Genomic DNA, 18,696 nt, shown 5'->3' with positions numbered 1-18,696 from the left:
TTGACCTTTGCATAATATAACCGTTGCACTTGATGCAATGGGCGGGGATTTCGGTCCTTCCGTAACAGTGCCTGCCGCCGTGCAGGCACTGTCACTTTTCCCAGAGCTTAAAGTGATCGTCGTCGGCGATAAACCGTCGATAGAACAGCATATCCTTACATTAGGTTACGGTGATAACCCTCGCTTGTCGGTGGTTCATAGTGACCGCATCATTTCAAATACAGAAAAACCCTCATTTGCTTTGCGCCACAGTCGCGATACTTCGATGCGAATCGCACTCGATTTAGTTGAATCGGATCAAGCGGATGCTTGTATCAGTTGTGGTAATACAGGTGCATTGATGGCGCTGTCTCGCTTTCGATTAAAATTACTCCCGGGTATCGATCGACCCGCATTGGTGGCCGCATTGCCATCCGCATCGGGACAAAAAACCTGGATGCTGGATTTAGGCGCGAATGCGTCGGCTGATGCAGAATCTTTATTCCAGTTTGCCGTGATGGGTAGTGCGTTAGCTGAACAGCATCTGGCCACCAAACCGAGAGTTGCCATTCTTAATATCGGTGCCGAAGAAATAAAAGGTAACGATTTAGTCAAACGTTGTGCTGAAATGATGTCGCAAACACCATCGATTAACTATATCGGTTATATTGAAGGCAATGAGATCTTACATGACGTTGCAGACGTTGTCGTTTGCGATGGTTTTGTTGGCAATACCGTGTTGAAAGCAAGTGAAGGCACAGCACAACTTTTCCTTAATAAGTTGAAAGCACGACTTGGCGCCTCAACATTTAAAGGATGGATCGCTCGAATTTTATTCTCCGACCTAATAAATGAAGTAAAAACACTGAACCCCGACCAGTATAATGGGGCAAGTTTGTTAGGATTGCGCGGCATTGTGATAAAAAGCCATGGCAGTGCAGATGTTTCTGCGCTTGTTCATGCCATTGGCGAGGCGGTTCATGAGGTTAAACGTCAGGTTCCAAATAAAATTAGTGACCGCTTAGAAGCGGTGTTACTCGAGAGGCAATATTAGTCTTCATGTATAGCAAAATTTTAGGTACAGGCAGCTATCTGCCATCACAAGTACGCACAAACGCAGATCTCGAAAAAATGGTCGACACTTCCGATGAATGGATTGTCACGCGTACCGGTATTAAAGAGCGTCGAATTTCTGCGGAAGATGAAACGGTCGCCGATATGGGCTACGAAGCGTCACTAAAAGCCATCGAGATGGCGGGTATTGATAAAAACGATATCGATATGATCATCGTTGCGACGACAAGTAGTAGCCACGCATTTCCGTCTTCTGCCTGCCAAGTTCAAAATAAATTAGGAATCAAGGGCTGCCCTGCCTTTGATCTCGCAGCGGCTTGCACAGGCTTTGTTTACGCGCTGTCTGTTGCCGACCAACATATCCGTTCAGGTATGTGCAAAAATGTACTGGTTATTGGTGCCGATGCGTTATCAAAGACGGTTGATGAGATTGATCGTTCAACCATTATTCTATTCGGTGATGCAGCGGGCGCTGTTGTGATTGGTGCAAGCGAAGAACCAGGAATCATTTCAACGCATTTATACGCAGATGGTCGTTTCGGTGACCTACTGAGCCTTGAAATGCCAGTTCGTGGCGGTGAGCTTGATAAGTGGCTAAATATGTCAGGCAATGAAGTGTTTAAGGTAGCGGTGACTCAACTGGCTAAGCTGGTAAAAGACACGCTATCCGCCAATGGCATGGATAAATCAGAACTGGACTGGCTCGTTCCTCACCAAGCGAACTACCGCATCATCGCTGCGACAGCGAAAAAGCTTGGCATGTCAATGGACCAAGTGGTTGTGACGCTTGATAGACACGGCAACACTTCTGCGGCAACCGTACCGACTGCGCTTGATGAAGCTGTACGAGATGGACGTATTAAACGTGGACAAAATTTATTGCTTGAAGCCTTTGGTGGCGGATTCACTTGGGGTTCTGCGCTCGTTCGCTTCTAACCTTCATTGGGCTTCAAGTTACGATAGCGTTAATTATCCATAGCGATCAATTACGCTATCTTAGGAATTAATAGCGTTGTTTAAAGGAAATAACGATGAGTAATTTTGCAATAGTGTTCCCAGGTCAGGGTTCACAAACTGTCGGCATGCTTGCCGAACTAAGTCAGCAATTTGACGTGGTCAAAGAGACCTTTGCCGAAGCTTCTGAAGCGCTCGGTTATGATCTTTGGGCATTGGTTCAAGAGGGTCCAGCGGAGTCACTAAACCAAACAGACAAAACTCAACCTGCATTGCTTGCATCATCAGTTGCCATTTGGCGTGTATGGCAAGAGCAAGGTCTTGAGCAACCAAAAGTGGTCGCGGGCCATAGTCTGGGTGAGTATTCAGCATTAGTTTGTGCTGGCGTTATTGATTTTAAGCAAGCGATCAAACTGGTTGAACTGCGTGGTCAATTAATGCAAGAAGCGGTTCCTGCAGGCGTTGGTGCTATGTATGCGATTATTGGTTTGGATGATGACGCGATTGCTAAAGCTTGTGAAGACGCGGCGCAAGGTGAAGTGGTTTCACCGGTTAACTTCAACTCACCGGGTCAAGTGGTTATCGCTGGTAACAAGGATGCGGTTGAAAGAGCAGGTGCTCTTTGTAAAGAAGCAGGCGCTAAGCGTGCACTACCGCTTCCTGTTTCTGTGCCATCACACTGCGCGCTGATGAAGCCAGCCGCGGACAAATTAGCACAAGCACTAGAAAATCTTGAATTTAATACGCCAGCAATACCTGTGATCAACAATGTTGATGTGGTTGCCGAAACCGATCCAAAAAATATTAAAGCGGCTTTGGTTCGTCAACTATACAGTCCGGTACGCTGGACTGAAGCTGTTGAGTCTATGCATGCTCAAGGTGTCGAGAAGTTACTAGAGCTAGGACCAGGTAAAGTTTTGACTGGTTTAACAAAACGTATTGTTAAAACACTAACAGCTGCACCAGTGAACGATGTCGCTTCGCTGGAAGCAGTAAAATAAAAGGAAGTTAACGATGAACCTAGAAGGCAAAATTGCTCTGGTTACCGGTGCAAGTCGTGGTATTGGTCGTTCTATCGCTGAGATTTTAGTTGAACGTGGCGCGACGGTTATCGGGACAGCAACGTCAGAAAACGGCGCGGCGGCAATTAGTGGCTATCTTGGTGCGAATGGCAAAGGTTTGGCACTGAACGTCACTGATACCGACTCGATCGAGTCAGTATTGAAACAAATTAATGAAGAATTTGGCGCGATCGACATTTTAGTTAATAATGCCGGCATCACACGCGATAATCTGCTAATGCGCATGAAAGACGATGAGTGGACCGATATTATGGACACCAACTTAACGTCGATTTTCCGTTTGTCTAAAGCGGTATTGCGTGGGATGATGAAAAAACGTCAAGGACGTATTATCAATGTGGGTTCTGTGGTTGGTACGATGGGCAATGCCGGTCAAACTAATTATGCCGCAGCTAAAGCTGGTGTCATCGGTTTTACTAAGTCGATGGCTCGTGAAGTAGCTTCTCGCGGCGTAACCGTTAACACGGTAGCACCAGGTTTTATTGAAACGGACATGACAAAAGCACTGAATGATGAGCAACGAGCTGCTACACTAGCGCAAGTACCTGCTGGTCGTTTGGGTGACCCTCGTGAAATAGCTTCTGCTGTTGCATTTCTTGCATCGCCAGATGCTGCATATATCACAGGGGAAACATTGCACGTAAATGGCGGTATGTATATGGTTTAATCTGCGCAACATTTGTGCATGATTTAAGTCAAAAATGTACTGAATTTCGGTTAAATTCGCTAAAATTGTGGTTTGACCAGCAAGGACCCCCTTGCAACTTTCACTAGTTCTAATAAACTACGGAAACATCGCATTTGAGCGAAATCTGTAAAGGAAAAGAAAAATGAGCAACATCGAAGAACGCGTAAAGAAAATCATTGTTGAACAGCTAGGTGTAGACGAAGCTGAAGTTAAAAACGAAGCTTCATTTGTTGATGACCTAGGTGCTGATTCTCTAGATACTGTTGAGCTAGTTATGGCTCTAGAAGAGGAATTCGACACTGAGATTCCTGATGAAGAAGCTGAGAAAATCACTACTGTTCAAGCTGCTATCGACTACGTAAATAGCGCTCAGTAATCTCTCTCCCAGGCGGCCTTCTGGCCGCCTGTGTTTTATTTAAACGTCTTCTATACCTTTCAAATAGAATCACAATATTCCGGAGAATAAGATCGTGTCCAAGCGTCGTGTTGTTGTCACTGGCATGGGTATGTTGTCGCCGGTAGGCAACACCGTAGAGTCATCATGGAAAGCTCTCTTAGAGGGTAAAAGTGGTATCGTTAATATCGAGCACTTTGATACAACAGAATTTTCAACTCGCTTTGCGGGTCTAGTAAAAGATTTTGATGGCAGTGAATACATCTCTAAAAAAGATGCCAAGAAAATGGATCTATTTATCCAATACGGCATCGTTGCAGGTATGCATGCTATCAAAAACTCTGGTCTAGAAATCAATACAGAAAACCAGCACCGCATTGGTGTTGCTATTGGTTCTGGTATCGGCGGTCTAGATCTTATCGAAGCGGGTCATCAAGCATTAGTCGACAGAGGTCCTCGCCGCGTAAGTCCGTTTTTTGTCCCATCTACTATCGTAAACATGGTAGCGGGTCAGCTTTCAATTATGAGTGGCGCACGCGGTCCTAACATCGCTATTTCAACAGCATGTACTACAGGTCTTCACAATATTGGTCACGCTGCGCGTATGATCGCTTACGGTGATGCGGATGCTATGATTGCGGGTGGTTCTGAGAAAGCGTCAACGCCACTTGGTATGGCGGGCTTTGGTTCTGCTAAGGCACTGTCTACTCGTAACGACGAGCCACAAAAAGCGTCTCGCCCATGGGATGTTGATCGTGATGGGTTCGTTTTAGGCGATGGTGCAGGCATGATGGTGCTAGAAGAGTACGAACATGCAAAAGCACGTGGCGCTAAGATCTATGCCGAGCTTGTTGGCTTTGGTATGAGTGGCGATGCTTACCATATGACGTCGCCAAGTGCAGACGGCTCAGGTGGTGCATTAGCCATGGAAGCCGCAATGCGTGACGCTGGCGTAACGGGTGAACAGATCGGTTATGTTAATGCACATGGTACGTCAACGCCTGCAGGCGATGTAGCGGAAATCAAAGGTATCAAGCGTGCCCTTGGTGAAGCAGGTGCTAAACAAGTTTTGGTGTCATCAACCAAATCAATGACTGGGCATCTATTAGGTGCTGCGGGTTCTGCTGAAGCTATTATCACGGTGATGTCACTGGTTGATCAGATTGTTCCACCAACCATCAACCTTGATAACCCAGATCCTGAATGTGACGTTGACCTTGTTCCACATACTGCGCGTAAAGTGGATATGGAATACGCACTGTGTAACTCGTTTGGCTTTGGTGGTACTAACGGTTCGTTAATCTTCAAAAAGATTTAACCTACTCTCCACTCGCGCTACTCATTGAAATAAAGGAGTGAGCGGATTGTGTGGAAAGTCACTTGTAATCACACGGCTTGATGCTTAGCATTGAGCCGTTTGTTTTTAAGGGATAAAGCATGTATTGGCGCAATAATGTAGTGATTGAGCAGGTATCTGTCACGGATAGAAGCTTTCAGTATGGAGATGGGTGTTTTACCACGATACGGGTAGAGCAAGGACAACCCGTTTTCTGGTCACTGCATAAACAGCGCATGCTGCGGGCTATCGAGCGCCTAAAGCTCAAGCCTATTGATTGGCAATTAACAGAACGCCAGTTAATGAAATTAGCGCAGTCATACCAACATGGCGGTATTAAAATTCACTTGAGTCGAGGCGAGGGCGGCAGAGGTTACAGTCCCGATCTCGAAGGTGACACATTAGTGACCTTGAGTACTTTTGCTTACCCGTCCCATTACCAAGCACTTCAGTTGCAGGGTGTTTCGCTTGCCCTTTGCGAAACCAGACTTGGGCTCAATCCTTTGCTTTCTGGCATTAAACATAACAATCGACTTGAACAGGTTTTGATTAAGCATGAGCTTGAACAAAAAGGCTATGTCGATGGCGTGGTGCTTGATCTCAATGGTCACGTTATCGAAACCAGTATGGCGAATGTGTTTTGGCTTAAAGATGGCACGCTTTATACGCCCAATTTATCTCAGAGTGGGGTTGAGGGTGTTATGCGCCAACGCGTCCTTGAGTTGACCGAGCAGTGGGGAATACCAACGAAAACCGTGTATGTGCCGATCGAGACGCTTTTCGATGCGGAGGAAGTCTTTATGACAAATTCAATTTTAGGTGTCGCGCCAGTGGTTGCGATCACCGACATATGTTTTAATATCGGCGATTTTAGCCGTCGATTGCAGGAGACATTAGGTCAGTGCTAAAGAAGTTATTTATTTTATTGTTGCTGGTGTTGGCAGCCGCCGCAGGGGGCTATGTTTATGTTAAGAATAGTGTCGAAACCTATCTACAACAGCCCCTTAAGCTAGAGCAAAATGAACTCGTCACCGTTGAGCGTGGTACCAACTTAAATACTATGTTGAACCGATTTAGCCAAAACGGCTGGATTGACCCTATCGAGTTCACCAATCTGATACGACGCTTTCATCCAGAGCTAACGCGTTTGAAAGTCGGGACGTTTGAATTGACGCCGACGATGAACTTAACCGAGGCACTGAATCATCTTATTACCGGCAAAGAGTATCAACTCGCAATTACTTTTATTGAAGGCTCTACCTTTAAGGAATGGCGTGAGCAGTTTGCTCGTGCCAAATACTTGGAGCATCGCACCGAGGCGATGAGTGAAGCCGAGATTGCACAAACGCTGGGGATTGATTATGACCAGCTCGAAGGGCTGTTTTTAGCGGAAACTTACCATTATTCGGTGGGCGATTCAGATATTGAGATCTTAAAGCGTGCCCACACTAAACTTAATTCAATACTCGAGACAAATTGGCAGCAACGACAAGACAACTTGCCGTTAGATAATGCTTATGAGGCGTTGATTTTGGCGTCAATTATTGAAAAAGAGACCTCGGTCGAGTTAGAGCGCGAGCGTGTCGCCTCCGTGTTTGTCAATCGACTCAACAAGCGAATGAGATTGCAAACGGATCCGACGGTGATTTATGGTATGGGGGATCGCTATGATGGAAACATTCGCAAAAAAGATCTCCGTGAAGCGACGCCTTATAATACCTATGTGATTAATGGCTTGCCGCCGACGCCGATTGCCATGCCAGGCGAAGCGTCAATCAAAGCCGCGGTGAATCCAGAAGATAGCCAATATCTTTACTTTGTTGCCAGTGGAACCGGTGGTCACGTGTTCTCTAAAAACTTACGTGATCACAATCGCGCAGTTCAACAGTATTTAAGACACTTAAGAAGCAGAAAATGAGCAAAGCAAAATTTATCGTTATCGAAGGGCTAGAGGGTGCAGGCAAGAGTACCGCAATTAATACGGTACTGAATGAACTCGCACGCCTAGGCGTCGATGATGTGCTAAATACCCGCGAACCGGGTGGTACCGTGCTCGCAGAAAAGATGCGTGCCCTTGTAAAGGAAGAGCACGATGGTGAACCTTTACAAGACAGAACCGAGCTGCTTCTTATGTACGCGGCACGTATTCAATTGGTTGAAACCGTGATTAAACCGGCTTTGGCGAAAGGTACATGGGTTATTGGTGACCGACACGATATGTCTTCTCAAGCATATCAGGGGGGCGGACGTCAGATTGATGCTGACGTTATGATGTCGCTTAAGCAGATTGCTTTGGCGGATTTTAAGCCCGACTTTACCCTCTATTTGGACATCGATCCGACCTTAGGTTTGCAGCGCGCAAGAGGGCGTGGTGAACTCGATAGAATCGAAAAGATGGACATTGGCTTTTTTGAGCGCACCCGTCGTCGCTATCTTGAGCTAGCGCAAGGCGATAGCAGCGTTGCTGTTGTCAACGCAGGTCAAGATATTGAAGCAGTGCAAGCCTCGATTCGACAGGCTTTGCAAACTTGGTTTAATGGTCATAGCGATGATTAGTCACGGGCTAGCTCCATGGCTTGAGCCAATATGGCAAAAGTTAGAAGCGAATTTAAAGCAGGATCGCGTTCCCGGAGCAATGCTGTTCCAAGCGGTTGCTGGCGTTGCACCTGAGACCTTAATTGCCCGCTACATTGCTGGATTAATGTGTCAGAACGATGCTTCCGAGCCGTGCGGTTTTTGCCATAGCTGTGGACTGATTCAATCTCAATCTCATCCCGATGTGCATTTTTTAGTGCCGGATAAAGACAAAACGCAGCTTTCGGTTGAACAAATTCGTCAAGCGAATCAGTGGGCGCTGGAGTCTTCTCAGTTTGGTCAATATCGTGTGATCGTGATTAGCCATGCGGACACATTAACAGTCGCCGCTTCCAATGCGCTGCTTAAAACTTTAGAAGAGCCAGCAAACCACTGCCTATTTATCCTCTGTGCGCCATCGGTTAAGACACTGTTGCCCACTATTCGTAGTCGCTGCGAGGTCTGGAGTATTACTGTGCCGAAACACGCGGATTGCATACAGTGGGTTAATCAACAATTAGGGCGAGAGGTTTCGCTATCGTCAGGGTATTTGTGCAACTTTGAGCCGATGACCACCCTTGAGTTTGCTGAAAAAGGCTTTGATCGCGACTTTGCTCAACTATGCCAAGCATTGAACCAGTTTGTTGAGCAAGGCTGCATTGATGCTCAAGCAGTATGGCAAGTGATCAACAAAATTGAGCGTCCAGTGGAGGTGGTTTTGGGTTGGCTTTGGGTACTGCTTTATCAAGCACAAAGGCTTGCGCTGAAAGAGAGTCAGCAGCGCAATGTATTACCGGAAAGTGAACCGCTTGCGAGTCGTTTTAGTTATGAGCTGCTTTATCAGCAAACCAGTGCTATCGCTCAGTTGCGCGAGCAGTTACTCAAGCATCCAGGTTTGAACAGCGAGTTGCTGATATGCGGCTGGTTATATAAGTTTGATCGTTAACCGCACTCACACCATACTTGGGTATCACCCGACACATCGTTTTAGAAAGTCATCATTATGTTTGTAGATTCACACTGTCACCTTGATAAATTAGATTACCAATCCCTACATACTGGGATTGAAGAGGTTATTAGCAACGCCAAGGCGGCCAACGTCGAACAGCTACTTTCGGTAGGGGTTACCTTAGATGCGTTTCCAAATATGATGGAAATCATCGCTCCTTTTCCTGAGGTGGTTGCTTCATGTGGTGTTCATCCGTTGGATGTGGAAAGTCGCTTTAGTCTTGAGTTATTTAAACAGTACGCAGCAAACCAACGCGTTGTTGCGATTGGTGAAACCGGACTTGATTATCACTATCAGCCAGAGACGGCAGAGCTTCAGAAAGAGCGTTTTCGCCAACAAGTCGCTGTGGCGGTTGAATTGAATAAGCCACTGATTATCCATACTCGCAATGCCCGTGAAGATACATTAGAGATATTGAAACAGGGCGGTGCTGAAAAATGTGGTGGCGTGATCCATTGTTTTACAGAGGATCTGGCTTTTGCTCAGGCGGCAATGGCGCTGGGATTTTATATTTCAATCTCAGGCATTGTCACTTTTAGACAGGCGACGGAGTTGAAACAGGTGGTTAAGCAACTGCCTTTAGAGCGACTCTTGATAGAAACGGACTCACCTTACTTAGCGCCAGTTCCCCATAGAGGCAAAGAGAATCAGCCAGCCTATGTGGTTGAAGTCGCAGCCTATATTGCGCAGCTCAAAGGGATATCGTTAAAAGAAGTGGCGACAGCGACAACGGCTAACTTTAATAAGTTGTTTATGTCGCGATGAAACTTGTATCTTGAGTTGAACCTTTGTAGTAGTGAGTGAACCCACAGACCTAGCCTCTAGATGAAAATATCTTATAAAGATTAGATAGTTGGCAGGATCACTTTTGCGTTTGAGCGATGAAGTGCAGAGGTTGCTTTGCTGTTATTGCGCTCGTTATTGCTTCATGTCGATTTCGTTTGTAGCTTGTATACTTTAATTTGCTCAAGCTTGCAGACTGAAATGGGGACAAGTTGTCCCCATTTTTTTATTAAGCGTGTTATTTCAGTTCAAAGACATCAAGAAATACAAGCATAGGATCCATTACCAACCGTAATAGCTCTTTTGTGAGTAACAGCTCGCCATTTTTAGGTTCTCTGGACTGCTGTCAGACACTTTAGTTGACCACACGTTTATCCCATCATTTATGATAGGGATATCTATGCCGTTAACCGATGCATTCATGTATTTTGCATAAGCGTTAAAGTACGCAACGCGTTGAACCGGTCCAGGATGCCATGCAGCTGCTTTGTTACACTCTAGACCACCATTGACAATATTGGTTACCGTACCAAGTCGATACGCAATAACACTTTGATCATATGACTCACCTACAGCCGTTGGGATCTGACCACTATCGTTGCGTTGAGGCAGACCTTGATCTTGACTGAACTCGGATATATGAGTCATGTTGCCGTATATTACATCATGCGATGATGGTTTCGCACCTTGTGGTGTCATCCAGAACCATATTCCAGAAAGGATGGATAATTCGCCATTTGTTGCCACATAGTCAGGTCGTTTTAATAATGTAGCACGCTCAGTAATGAGATCGGTCATCATGCCATTAACAAAAAGCCATTCACTAAATGCACCGTAATTGTAGTTCCAAGATAATTGGATGATACCACGACCATAGTATGAACGACCTTCTATTGGTGTATAAGCTGATGCGGCATCCACATAGTTGATGGCAGTACTCACGCCATTGTCATCAGTGGTATAGCCTACTTCTTCAACCCAGTACAATGCGCCTTTCCAAACAGCATTACCTTCATCGTCTTTTATAATCCAAGGTGCTGGGGCATTATCCCAGGATCCTGATGTCTCGCGAGAAGATTTTGCCCAAAATGACGTAAATTCAAGGGCTTGCTGTGATTTAGTCCCCTCATTTAGGAACTGTTTATAACCTTTAGTCGCCGCCCAAGAGTTGTACTCCACTACCGCATTTTTAAATGCACTTAGCGTGAAAACATCGGTAGAGCCATCTTCTTTTGCGAACGGAGGCGCATTGCGAGTGCCACCGGCTAGGTTATAACGACCAGAGCGCATCGGGAACAACCAATCCCATTGTTCGGTTGTTAGCTCACGCAAGAATGCATAACCATCTTGTGGCAGTCCATCATCGCTCAAGTCGGGCGTTGGTGGTGGAGTAGGAGTAACCTCAGGCTTCTCTGGGTCTGGTGTTTCAGGTTCAGGGATCACTGGTGGAATCGTTGGCTCCTCTATGCCATTACAATTGCCTTCTTCACAGACTGGTGGCTTATTCAAATCATCTTCTGGATTTGGCGTGACTAAGCTGTCGTCATTCGGTGCTTCAACTTTTAGCCATGGCGTTTCCCAAGACTCAGCGGTGCCTCCACTTTCTTTGGTCAATATAGGTTCGTTATTGCTAGTCCAATATTTCGCCTCAAACCAATGCACGACGCCATTAATGGTGTGTTTTACTTTTTCCCCACCATTGTAAACTCCTGTTGCTTGCCAATCGCTTACGACTTCACTTTCGGGCAGATAGTTGCCATCTTTGTCCGTTTGAACAATGAGGTTCCAAGGACCGGATTGGTTATCGAAATCTGGAGTATCGCCTTGAGTCCACCATTTGTTAGAAAATACGCCATAACGAGTACCATCGGTATACCTGATTTGTGTTGCTGATTGATCATAAATTGTGCCTGGTTCATACTCGGCGATGCCTATAAAACCTGGATATGCAGTGTCTTCCGCCTTTGGATATTGAAGAGCAATATTATTGTATGTCGTAATACGCGCTTGATATTCCTCAGACATGTGCCCCCACAGCTCGTCTTCATCCGTCATATACTGGTAACGAGCTTGATCAGCTTGAAGCAGATATCCGGCTTGAATCGTGACAGGGATAGTCGGTGCGGTTTGTGCAGTTCGAGAGATTGTGTTGCTATCGTCGCTACCACAACCCGAAAGTATGCCTGCAGAAATAAATACAAAACACAATTTATTTAAATTGAACATATCGATTTTCATAGTGAGCTTATCTATATAGTTAGGTGACTTAAATATTGGCAAGTGCAGAACAGCACTTATTATGATGTCTCATGCTCGATGGTTCTTTAGAGTCTAAAAAACAACAAATGTAATCGTTAGAGTACTTGTTATTTGAGATAGAATTCCCTATTTACTCCGAGCTCTGAGGTGTTTGTTTTTTTAACAGATGGATTATATATGCACATCTCAGAGAAAATTCTCAATCCACTGTAGGAACTATCTTGTGTTCTAATGTGAGCATCTATGATTCCACAGGACGCTAGTGCGATTATTGTCGAGCGATGAGTAGTAAGAGTGTTTTGTTGTCATGGAATCAGTCTGCGAGCTGACTATTTATAAAGTCACCTCAGGTTTATGCAGCCTCCCTCATAATAAGTTATTTCGTTACGTGAAATAACTTGCGTTCGATATCTTTATATTCTTATGAGCTTCGAAATAATCATCTAACGTTTATTTATCAATAAGTTAGAATCTACTTGTGGTGCTAATTAGTATCAGGGTGATTGTGACCGAAGCTTACTTTTGTAACTAAAGAGCGTTACACAGTAGCGAGAGTTCCTAAGCTAACGTTATATTTAGCCACGGAAATACCTTAACTTTCATGGTTACATTTTCAATGGGTGCTAACATTTAGGCTGCGGGGGTGTGCCGTTAGAGCCCATATATAAAAAAATTTTATTAGGAGCATACATATGTTTAAAAACCTTTTTGGCAACCTGCAAAAAGTCGGTAAGGCGCTGATGCTGCCAGTATCCGTACTTCCGGTTGCTGGTATTCTACTTGGGGTAGGTGCCGCGGATTTGGGCTTCATTCCAGATGTGGTATCTAACTTGATGGAACAGGCGGGTGGTTCTGTCTTTGGTCAGATGGCGCTACTTTTTGCAGTTGGTGTAGCACTTGGCTTTACGAATAACGACGGTGTAGCGGGTCTTGCTGCTATTGTTGGCTACGGTATTATGGCAGCAACGCTTTCTGTAATCGCAGGACTTGAAGTTGACTCTGCTCGAGAAGCCGCGTTGGCAGCAGGTGAGCTTTTTGATGCCGATGCAATCAAAGCGATTGAAGACAAATACGAAACAGGTGTACTTGGGGGTATCCTTGTTGGTGGTATTGCAGCTTGGGCATTTAACCGTTTCTTCAAGATTCAACTACCAGACTATCTCGGCTTCTTTGCGGGCAAACGCGCGGTGCCAATTATTACTGGTTTTTCAGCAATTGCACTTGGTCTAGTACTGTCTGTTATCTGGCCACCAGTTGGCTCGGCAATCAGCGTATTCTCACACTGGGCGGCGACTCAAAACCCTGAGCTAGCATTTGGTATTTACGGTGTTATCGAACGTGCTCTTATTCCATTCGGCTTGCACCACATCTGGAACGTACCTTTCTTCTTCGAAGCCGGTTCTTGTGTTAACACCGATGGCGATCAGTTAAACGGTATTCTGACTTGTTACCTATCTGCTGACCAAGCGTCTCGTACTGTTGAGATGAGCTACTTCGGTCAATTGGCAGGTGGCTATATGTTCAAGATGTTCGGTCTTCCAGCGGCGGCAATTGCGATTGCTCACAGCGCTAAACCAGAAAACCGCGCTAAAGTAATGGGCATCATGGCTTCTGCAGCACTAACGTCATTCTTGACAGGTATTACAGAGCCAATCGAATTCTCGTTCCTATTCGTTGCACCTTTACTTTATGCAATCCACGCACTACTAGCGGGTTCTGCATACGTTGTTGCTAACATGCTTGGTTTCGTACACGGTACTTCATTCTCGCACGGTTTAATCGACTTCATCGTGCTTTCTGGTAATGCTCAGAAACTGGGTCTGATGATTGGTGTCGGTCTTGTCTACGCCGCTATTTACTACTTCGTATTCCGCACAGTGATCGCAGCGCTTGATCTGAAAACACCGGGTCGTGAAGATGAAACTGAAGATGAAGTTGCGGCAGTGGCGTCTGGTTCTGAGTTGGCAGGTGAACTTGTTGCAGCCTTCGGTGGTAAAGAAAACATTACTAACCTAGACGCATGTATTACTCGTCTGCGTATTTCGGTTGAGAATACCGATGCGGTTGACCAAGATAAACTTAAGAAATTAGGTGCGGCGGGTGTCGTTGTTGTATCAGGTGGCGTTCAAGCTATCTTTGGTACCAAATCTGACAACCTAAAAACTGAAATGGATGAGTGGATTCGTAGCCACTAATTCCAAGCGTTAGTATCAGTTATCAAGGGAAGCATCAGCTTCCCTTTTTTTATGCTTATTGATTGGACGGTTATAGCCTGTTTCTTGCTTCCCCCTTGCACAGCGATGACAAGTCGCTTTCCTCATTATTTAAACTGCCAACGCTTCATTTATAAATCGTTCACACTTAATCAATAGGCTAGTTTATCTTATGCGTCCTTTAGCATTGACTCTTGTCACGATCACCTCTATTGCCAGTTCATTTCATGGGGCACAAGCCCAAGGAAATGAGGATTGGCACATTGTTACTGAACCAACGTCTACTGAGAGTAAAGCGCCTAGTGAGAGTCAAAGGCAGCCAAGTCGCAGTTCAAGCTCGAGTCTCTCTGATTTCAAATTGGGAATGGGGTTGGATCAAGGGTTAAGTGTCGTGGCGCAATTTAACCGTAAGGTGAATGTCGCAGCAGGTAATGATGGCTTGGCAGTGGACTATATTTTCGATCGAGGTCGCTTTGGTTCAGATGTGCCGTTTAATTGGTTTATTGGTGCTGGTGGTCAGATTTACAAGTTTGAAGAGGTGGGTCCCCGTGTCACTCTGGGCGTGGAGCTTCCTTTTGCCCGTCGATGGGACAGCTATGCTCAACTGTCCCCTAACATCATGTTTGCTGATAATAGCGCAGAGCTTGGCATTAATGCAGGGTTTGGTGTTCGATATCGGTTTTAGCTGCATAAATAAAGCCAGCGTCAAACGCTGGCTTTTTTGCAAATTTCAGTGTGACGATGACTTACTTGTTCATCGCTTTACGGATACAGTAAATTGCACCGCCCCAGGTAATACCTAGACCTAACACCATCATAAAAATTGCGCTTGCAGTCATAATTACTGTTCCTTTTTGCTAGTGAAGTTAATGATCACACCGACCACGACAAGTAGAGCCATTAGACCCCAGCCTAGAAGCATTAACTCAGATTGTGCGTAGCCGCCATAGCCCTCAGTAAATAGAGCGTAGAACTTGGTTGCAACAATAATCGCTAGAATAACCGGTGTGATAAAGCGTAGGCTGATATCAAACCAAACACCGATGCTAAAGTCAGAAATTTTATTGACGTACTCACGAACATCAGCAATTTTCACTAACCATGCCATTAGGATGATTTCGATAAAGCAGCTGGTGACGATACCGATGTTGTTAGCAAAGTGGTCAACAAGATCGAGCAGCAGTAGACCGCCGTTCGTTGCAAAGGCGAGCGAGATAACCAAACCAGAGCCACAGATGATGGTAGCGGCTTTGTTTCTGCGCCATTTAAGCTTATCGATCACGGCAGAGGTCACGGCTTCCATGATAGAGATATGCGAGCTAAGACCAGCAATCACTAATGCGAAGAAGAATAGTGGACCAAGGATATACGGTGCAGGTAACAGGTTAATCGCGGCTGGTAGCGTTACAAATGCTAGACCAACGCCCGCAGAAACCACTTCCGTTAATGGCTTGCCTTGTTCCTGAGCCATATAGCCAAGAACAGAGAAGATCATGATACCCGCTAGGATAGAGAAACCACAGTTGATCAACACAGTCATAAACGCGTTGTTGGTGATGTCTGATTTCTCTGGTAAGTAGCTTGAATAGGCCAGCATGATGGCAAAACCGATACTCAGGGTAAAGAAGATCTGACCGTAAGCCGCAGCCCATACTTTCACATCCCAGATTTTGCTAAAGTCAGGTTCAAACATATAGTTCACACCATCTAGCGCACCCGGTAGGAAAATCATACGTCCGATTAGAAGCACAACCATGATAAATAGAACTGGCATCATGATTTTTGCAGCACGCTCAATACCTGCTTTTACGCCTCCGGCAATCGCTGCAAAGGTTATACCCCATGCAATCACCATAGTTGCAGCAATATTCCATTGGATAGAACCTAATTTCGTTGGTGAGTTATCACCAAGCTTCAGGTATTCACCGAAGAAGAAAGCGTTAGTATCCGCTCCCCAACTTTGGGTAAACGACATGCCGAAGTAGGAGATAGCCCAACCAATAACCGCCACATAGTAGACGGCAATAACGGCAGCAATACCCACTTGGAACCAGCCAAGCCACTCAAATTTGGAATTGATTTTTGCTAATGTTCTAGGTGCAGAACCACGATATTTTTGACCCATGCTGAACTCTAGGATCATAAATGGAATACCAGCGGTAATCATGGCAAAAAGGTAAGGGATAAAGAAAGCACCGCCACCGTTTTCGTAGGCCATATATGGGAAGCGCCAAATATTACCTAATCCAATCGCAGAACCTACTGCGGCAAGGATGAATCCAGCACGGGATCCCCACTGCTCTCGTTTCATTGTTAACTCCTTTATAACATATCTGTGACAGACTTATGGAGTATCGCAAAACAATTTGGTATTGAAACAAAACACTGTTTGGCTTTTTTGAGGGTATGTTCCCTACACTTAAATGTTTATTTGTGTAAATGCCAATTATGCGGAGTTTTATTTCTTGTTTTGCGGATAATTTAGTTGTTAAGTCTAATAAATTTCATGTTGGTTTGCATAAATTGAATCTATCATCTATGCGTAGCAGTGAGATTACCCATGTTCTTTCTGGATGGCAATAGATGCTTTTATTGCTTTAAGTGGTATTGTTTGGAGTTTTATGCTGTTTTGAGTGGGTTTTATGGTTTTATTTTAAAGGTGTTTGGTTTGCATGTGGTTTATAGTGCGAATAGGTTTGTTAGTTACAGTTTATTAGTCTTATAACAAATGCTTTATTTAAAGTGGATAAATGAAAATAGTGCTTAATATATCGCCTGCGCACTGTTTGTTTAAAACGTGATCGTGACATCACAATCTCGCCGCTATATAAGCAAGAATAGCCAAGTGTGTTACTATTTTAACATACCAATTACATTTCTTTGGGGGCGTTATGGAATATGATTTGAAACTGGCTTTAACGATTACAGCAATCAGCTTTGCTACCATTATTGCCTTTGGTTTAGCCGCTGTAATGTCAGCCTAACCAGTCTATGGCGATAACCAGTCTATGACGAATAGCGGGCTAATTACCAATACCCGTACCGTCATTGATAACAACCTATTTAGCCAATACTCATTAGGTAAGACGGCACTGGTAGCTCAAGGAGGCGGGCAAAGAGGCATATTTACGTCAGGCGTACTCGATGCCTTTTTGCTTTCTAACTTTGACCCTTTCGATGAGTTTTATGGAACGTCCGCTGGGGCGCTCAATCTATGCGCATTTCTTTCTCGGCAGCCCGGTCTGGGCAAATCTTTTATTGTCGACCTGACCACTCATTCTAACTTCTTCAATCTCTTTGGTTTTATTCGCCGCAAGCAGTACTTGGATATGCGTTGGGCGCTCGATAAAATCAGTGCTTATCCCTATCAACTTGATATTGATATGGGGCAGAGAGTGAAAGGCAATCGCCAAGCCTTTGCCGCCGTCACCGATTTTTGCAGTTTAAAGGATCAATACCTGCCTATGCTTGAGCATGATTGGTTTGATGTTTTGGTAGCAACCAGTGCCATTCCTCAATTAGTCGACGGACCCGTCGTGGTGCGTGACCAGAGTTATATCGACGGTGGAGTATCCGCAGCGATACCAGTACAGGAAGCATGGCGACGGGGCAATCGTGTGATTGTGGTGATTCGAACAGAAGATGCGCAATCCGATCTTACTCCATCGCCAGTCATTCATAATGATGGTACTAGCGAAACTTGGCTGAGTGATTCGTTTTCAACACTGCAAAATCAGTGGCAGCAGAAAATGAGCGAGTGGTCTAAAGATTGGGGGGACTTCTTCGAGGCTCAACTGAGTAAAGCCAATCAACATTCTCATGCCCAGCACCTTAATTTGATTAACGGTGGACGTTGGTTATTTGGTGCATCCGACATTTATCGTTTAAGCCATATGTTTGGAGAGAAGTTTGACTCTGGCATCGCTGATATGTTGATGGTACATTACCAAACGTATGATTTAACGCAGGCTTTTTTAAATCAACCGCCAGACGACAGTTTTGTCCTTCAGATAGCGCCTTCTGAGACGCTAAAATCATCTTCATTGCTCAGTAATGTCGATGACATTCTACATGACTATCAGCTTGGACTTGATGCCGGCTATCGATTTATCGACAGCTATCAGGCACTCTGTATCAGAGATAAACAGCAGCTGGATTCAGATTCTCATTGGGTCTTAGCAAATCGACGTTAATAGAGTAGTAAATAGCCTTTGGCATACTTTGAATGACCTACCTTCAGAGTATGTGCTAACAGCATCGAACATGATTTGACCCACAAAGATATCCTTGTATACGTGATACTTGTCACGGCGATTCATCAAGGGGCTTCACAATTAGTTCGCAAAGTAAA

18 protein-coding genes are annotated in these 18,696 nt (G+C 45.0%); 15 read left to right on the top strand and 3 right to left on the bottom strand.

Annotated elements, in window-relative coordinates; all coding sequences use genetic code 11:
- Positions 1-7: 7 nt before the first annotated feature.
- The 11 genes from plsX (at position 8) to L9Q39_RS09240 (ending at position 9,855) form a co-directional block, all read left to right on the top strand.
- Positions 8-1,033, top strand: a complete 1,026-nt coding sequence (plsX, locus tag L9Q39_RS09290; protein WP_237484806.1) for a phosphate acyltransferase PlsX — start codon at positions 8-10, stop codon at positions 1,031-1,033.
- A 5-nt stretch (positions 1,034-1,038) separates the two neighbouring features.
- A complete protein-coding gene (locus L9Q39_RS09285) occupies positions 1,039-1,989 on the top strand; it encodes a beta-ketoacyl-ACP synthase III (protein ID WP_237484805.1) in 951 nt (316 codons plus the stop codon).
- Positions 1,990-2,084: 95 nt separating this feature from the next.
- A complete protein-coding gene (fabD, locus tag L9Q39_RS09280) occupies positions 2,085-3,008 on the top strand; it encodes an ACP S-malonyltransferase (RefSeq protein WP_237484804.1) in 924 nt (307 codons plus the stop codon).
- A gap of 13 nt (positions 3,009-3,021) precedes the next feature.
- Positions 3,022-3,756, top strand: coding sequence for a 3-oxoacyl-ACP reductase FabG (gene fabG / locus L9Q39_RS09275; RefSeq protein ID WP_237484803.1), 735 nt, complete (start codon positions 3,022-3,024; stop codon positions 3,754-3,756).
- 163 nt (positions 3,757-3,919) lie between these two features.
- Complete coding sequence (gene acpP, locus L9Q39_RS09270) at positions 3,920-4,153, top strand: acyl carrier protein (RefSeq protein WP_004406112.1); 234 nt, start codon at positions 3,920-3,922, stop codon at positions 4,151-4,153.
- A 94-nt stretch (positions 4,154-4,247) separates the two neighbouring features.
- Positions 4,248-5,489 carry a beta-ketoacyl-ACP synthase II gene (gene fabF / locus L9Q39_RS09265; protein ID WP_237484802.1) on the top strand — a complete coding sequence of 414 codons (1,242 nt, stop codon included), beginning with the start codon at positions 4,248-4,250 and terminating at the stop codon, positions 5,487-5,489.
- Between the two features lie 119 nt (positions 5,490-5,608).
- A complete protein-coding gene (pabC, locus tag L9Q39_RS09260; protein ID WP_237484801.1) occupies positions 5,609-6,415 on the top strand; it encodes an aminodeoxychorismate lyase in 807 nt (268 codons plus the stop codon).
- Positions 6,409-7,425: an endolytic transglycosylase MltG gene (gene mltG / locus L9Q39_RS09255; protein WP_237484800.1), complete on the top strand. Its 1,017-nt coding sequence runs from the start codon at positions 6,409-6,411 to the stop codon at positions 7,423-7,425. Before pabC ends, mltG begins: the two co-directional genes overlap by 7 nt.
- The gene (tmk, locus tag L9Q39_RS09250; RefSeq protein ID WP_237484799.1) at positions 7,422-8,063 is read left to right on the top strand and encodes a dTMP kinase; all 642 of its coding nucleotides are present in this window, start codon (positions 7,422-7,424) and stop codon (positions 8,061-8,063) included. Before mltG ends, tmk begins: the two co-directional genes overlap by 4 nt.
- Entirely contained in the window at positions 8,056-9,027 is a 972-nt protein-coding gene (holB, locus tag L9Q39_RS09245; protein WP_237484798.1) for a DNA polymerase III subunit delta', read from the top strand. Before tmk ends, holB begins: the two co-directional genes overlap by 8 nt.
- 57 nt (positions 9,028-9,084) lie before the next feature.
- Positions 9,085-9,855, top strand: coding sequence for a TatD family hydrolase (locus L9Q39_RS09240; protein WP_237484797.1), 771 nt, complete (start codon positions 9,085-9,087; stop codon positions 9,853-9,855).
- Positions 9,856-10,155: 300 nt separating this feature from the next.
- On the opposite strand, the gene L9Q39_RS09235 is transcribed toward L9Q39_RS09240, so the two are convergent.
- Positions 10,156-12,099, bottom strand: coding sequence for a glycoside hydrolase family 19 protein (locus tag L9Q39_RS09235; RefSeq protein ID WP_237484796.1), 1,944 nt, complete (start codon positions 12,097-12,099; stop codon positions 10,156-10,158).
- A 725-nt stretch (positions 12,100-12,824) separates the two neighbouring features.
- On the opposite strand from L9Q39_RS09235, the gene ptsG reads away from it, so the two are divergent.
- Positions 12,825-14,327, top strand: a complete 1,503-nt coding sequence (gene ptsG / locus L9Q39_RS09230) for a PTS glucose transporter subunit IIBC (RefSeq protein WP_237484795.1) — start codon at positions 12,825-12,827, stop codon at positions 14,325-14,327.
- A 190-nt stretch (positions 14,328-14,517) separates the two neighbouring features.
- Positions 14,518-15,030: a hypothetical protein gene (locus tag L9Q39_RS09225; RefSeq protein WP_237484794.1), complete on the top strand. Its 513-nt coding sequence runs from the start codon at positions 14,518-14,520 to the stop codon at positions 15,028-15,030.
- Between the two features lie 61 nt (positions 15,031-15,091).
- On the opposite strand, the gene L9Q39_RS09220 is transcribed toward L9Q39_RS09225, so the two are convergent.
- Both L9Q39_RS09220 and L9Q39_RS09215 read right to left on the bottom strand, forming a co-directional pair.
- On the bottom strand, positions 15,092-15,184 hold the full coding sequence (locus L9Q39_RS09220) for a MetS family NSS transporter small subunit (protein WP_237484793.1): 93 nt from the start codon (positions 15,182-15,184) through the stop codon (positions 15,092-15,094).
- 2 nt (positions 15,185-15,186) lie between these two features.
- The gene (locus tag L9Q39_RS09215) at positions 15,187-16,656 is read right to left on the bottom strand and encodes a sodium-dependent transporter (RefSeq protein ID WP_237484792.1); all 1,470 of its coding nucleotides are present in this window, start codon (positions 16,654-16,656) and stop codon (positions 15,187-15,189) included.
- Between the two features lie 580 nt (positions 16,657-17,236).
- Here L9Q39_RS09215 and cydH point away from each other — a divergent pair.
- A complete protein-coding gene (gene cydH, locus L9Q39_RS09210) occupies positions 17,237-17,329 on the top strand; it encodes a cytochrome bd-I oxidase subunit CydH (RefSeq protein ID WP_237484791.1) in 93 nt (30 codons plus the stop codon).
- Positions 17,330-17,353: 24 nt separating this feature from the next.
- Positions 17,354-18,538 carry a patatin-like phospholipase family protein gene (locus L9Q39_RS09205; protein ID WP_237484790.1) on the top strand — a complete coding sequence of 395 codons (1,185 nt, stop codon included), beginning with the start codon at positions 17,354-17,356 and terminating at the stop codon, positions 18,536-18,538.
- Positions 18,539-18,696 lie beyond the last annotated feature (158 nt).

Source organism: Vibrio hippocampi, assembly GCF_921292975.1.
GTDB lineage: Bacteria > Pseudomonadota > Gammaproteobacteria > Enterobacterales > Vibrionaceae > Vibrio > Vibrio hippocampi.
The sequence above is the reverse complement of the archived record's forward strand: the minus strand, read 5'-3'. Positions and strand labels throughout refer to the sequence as shown.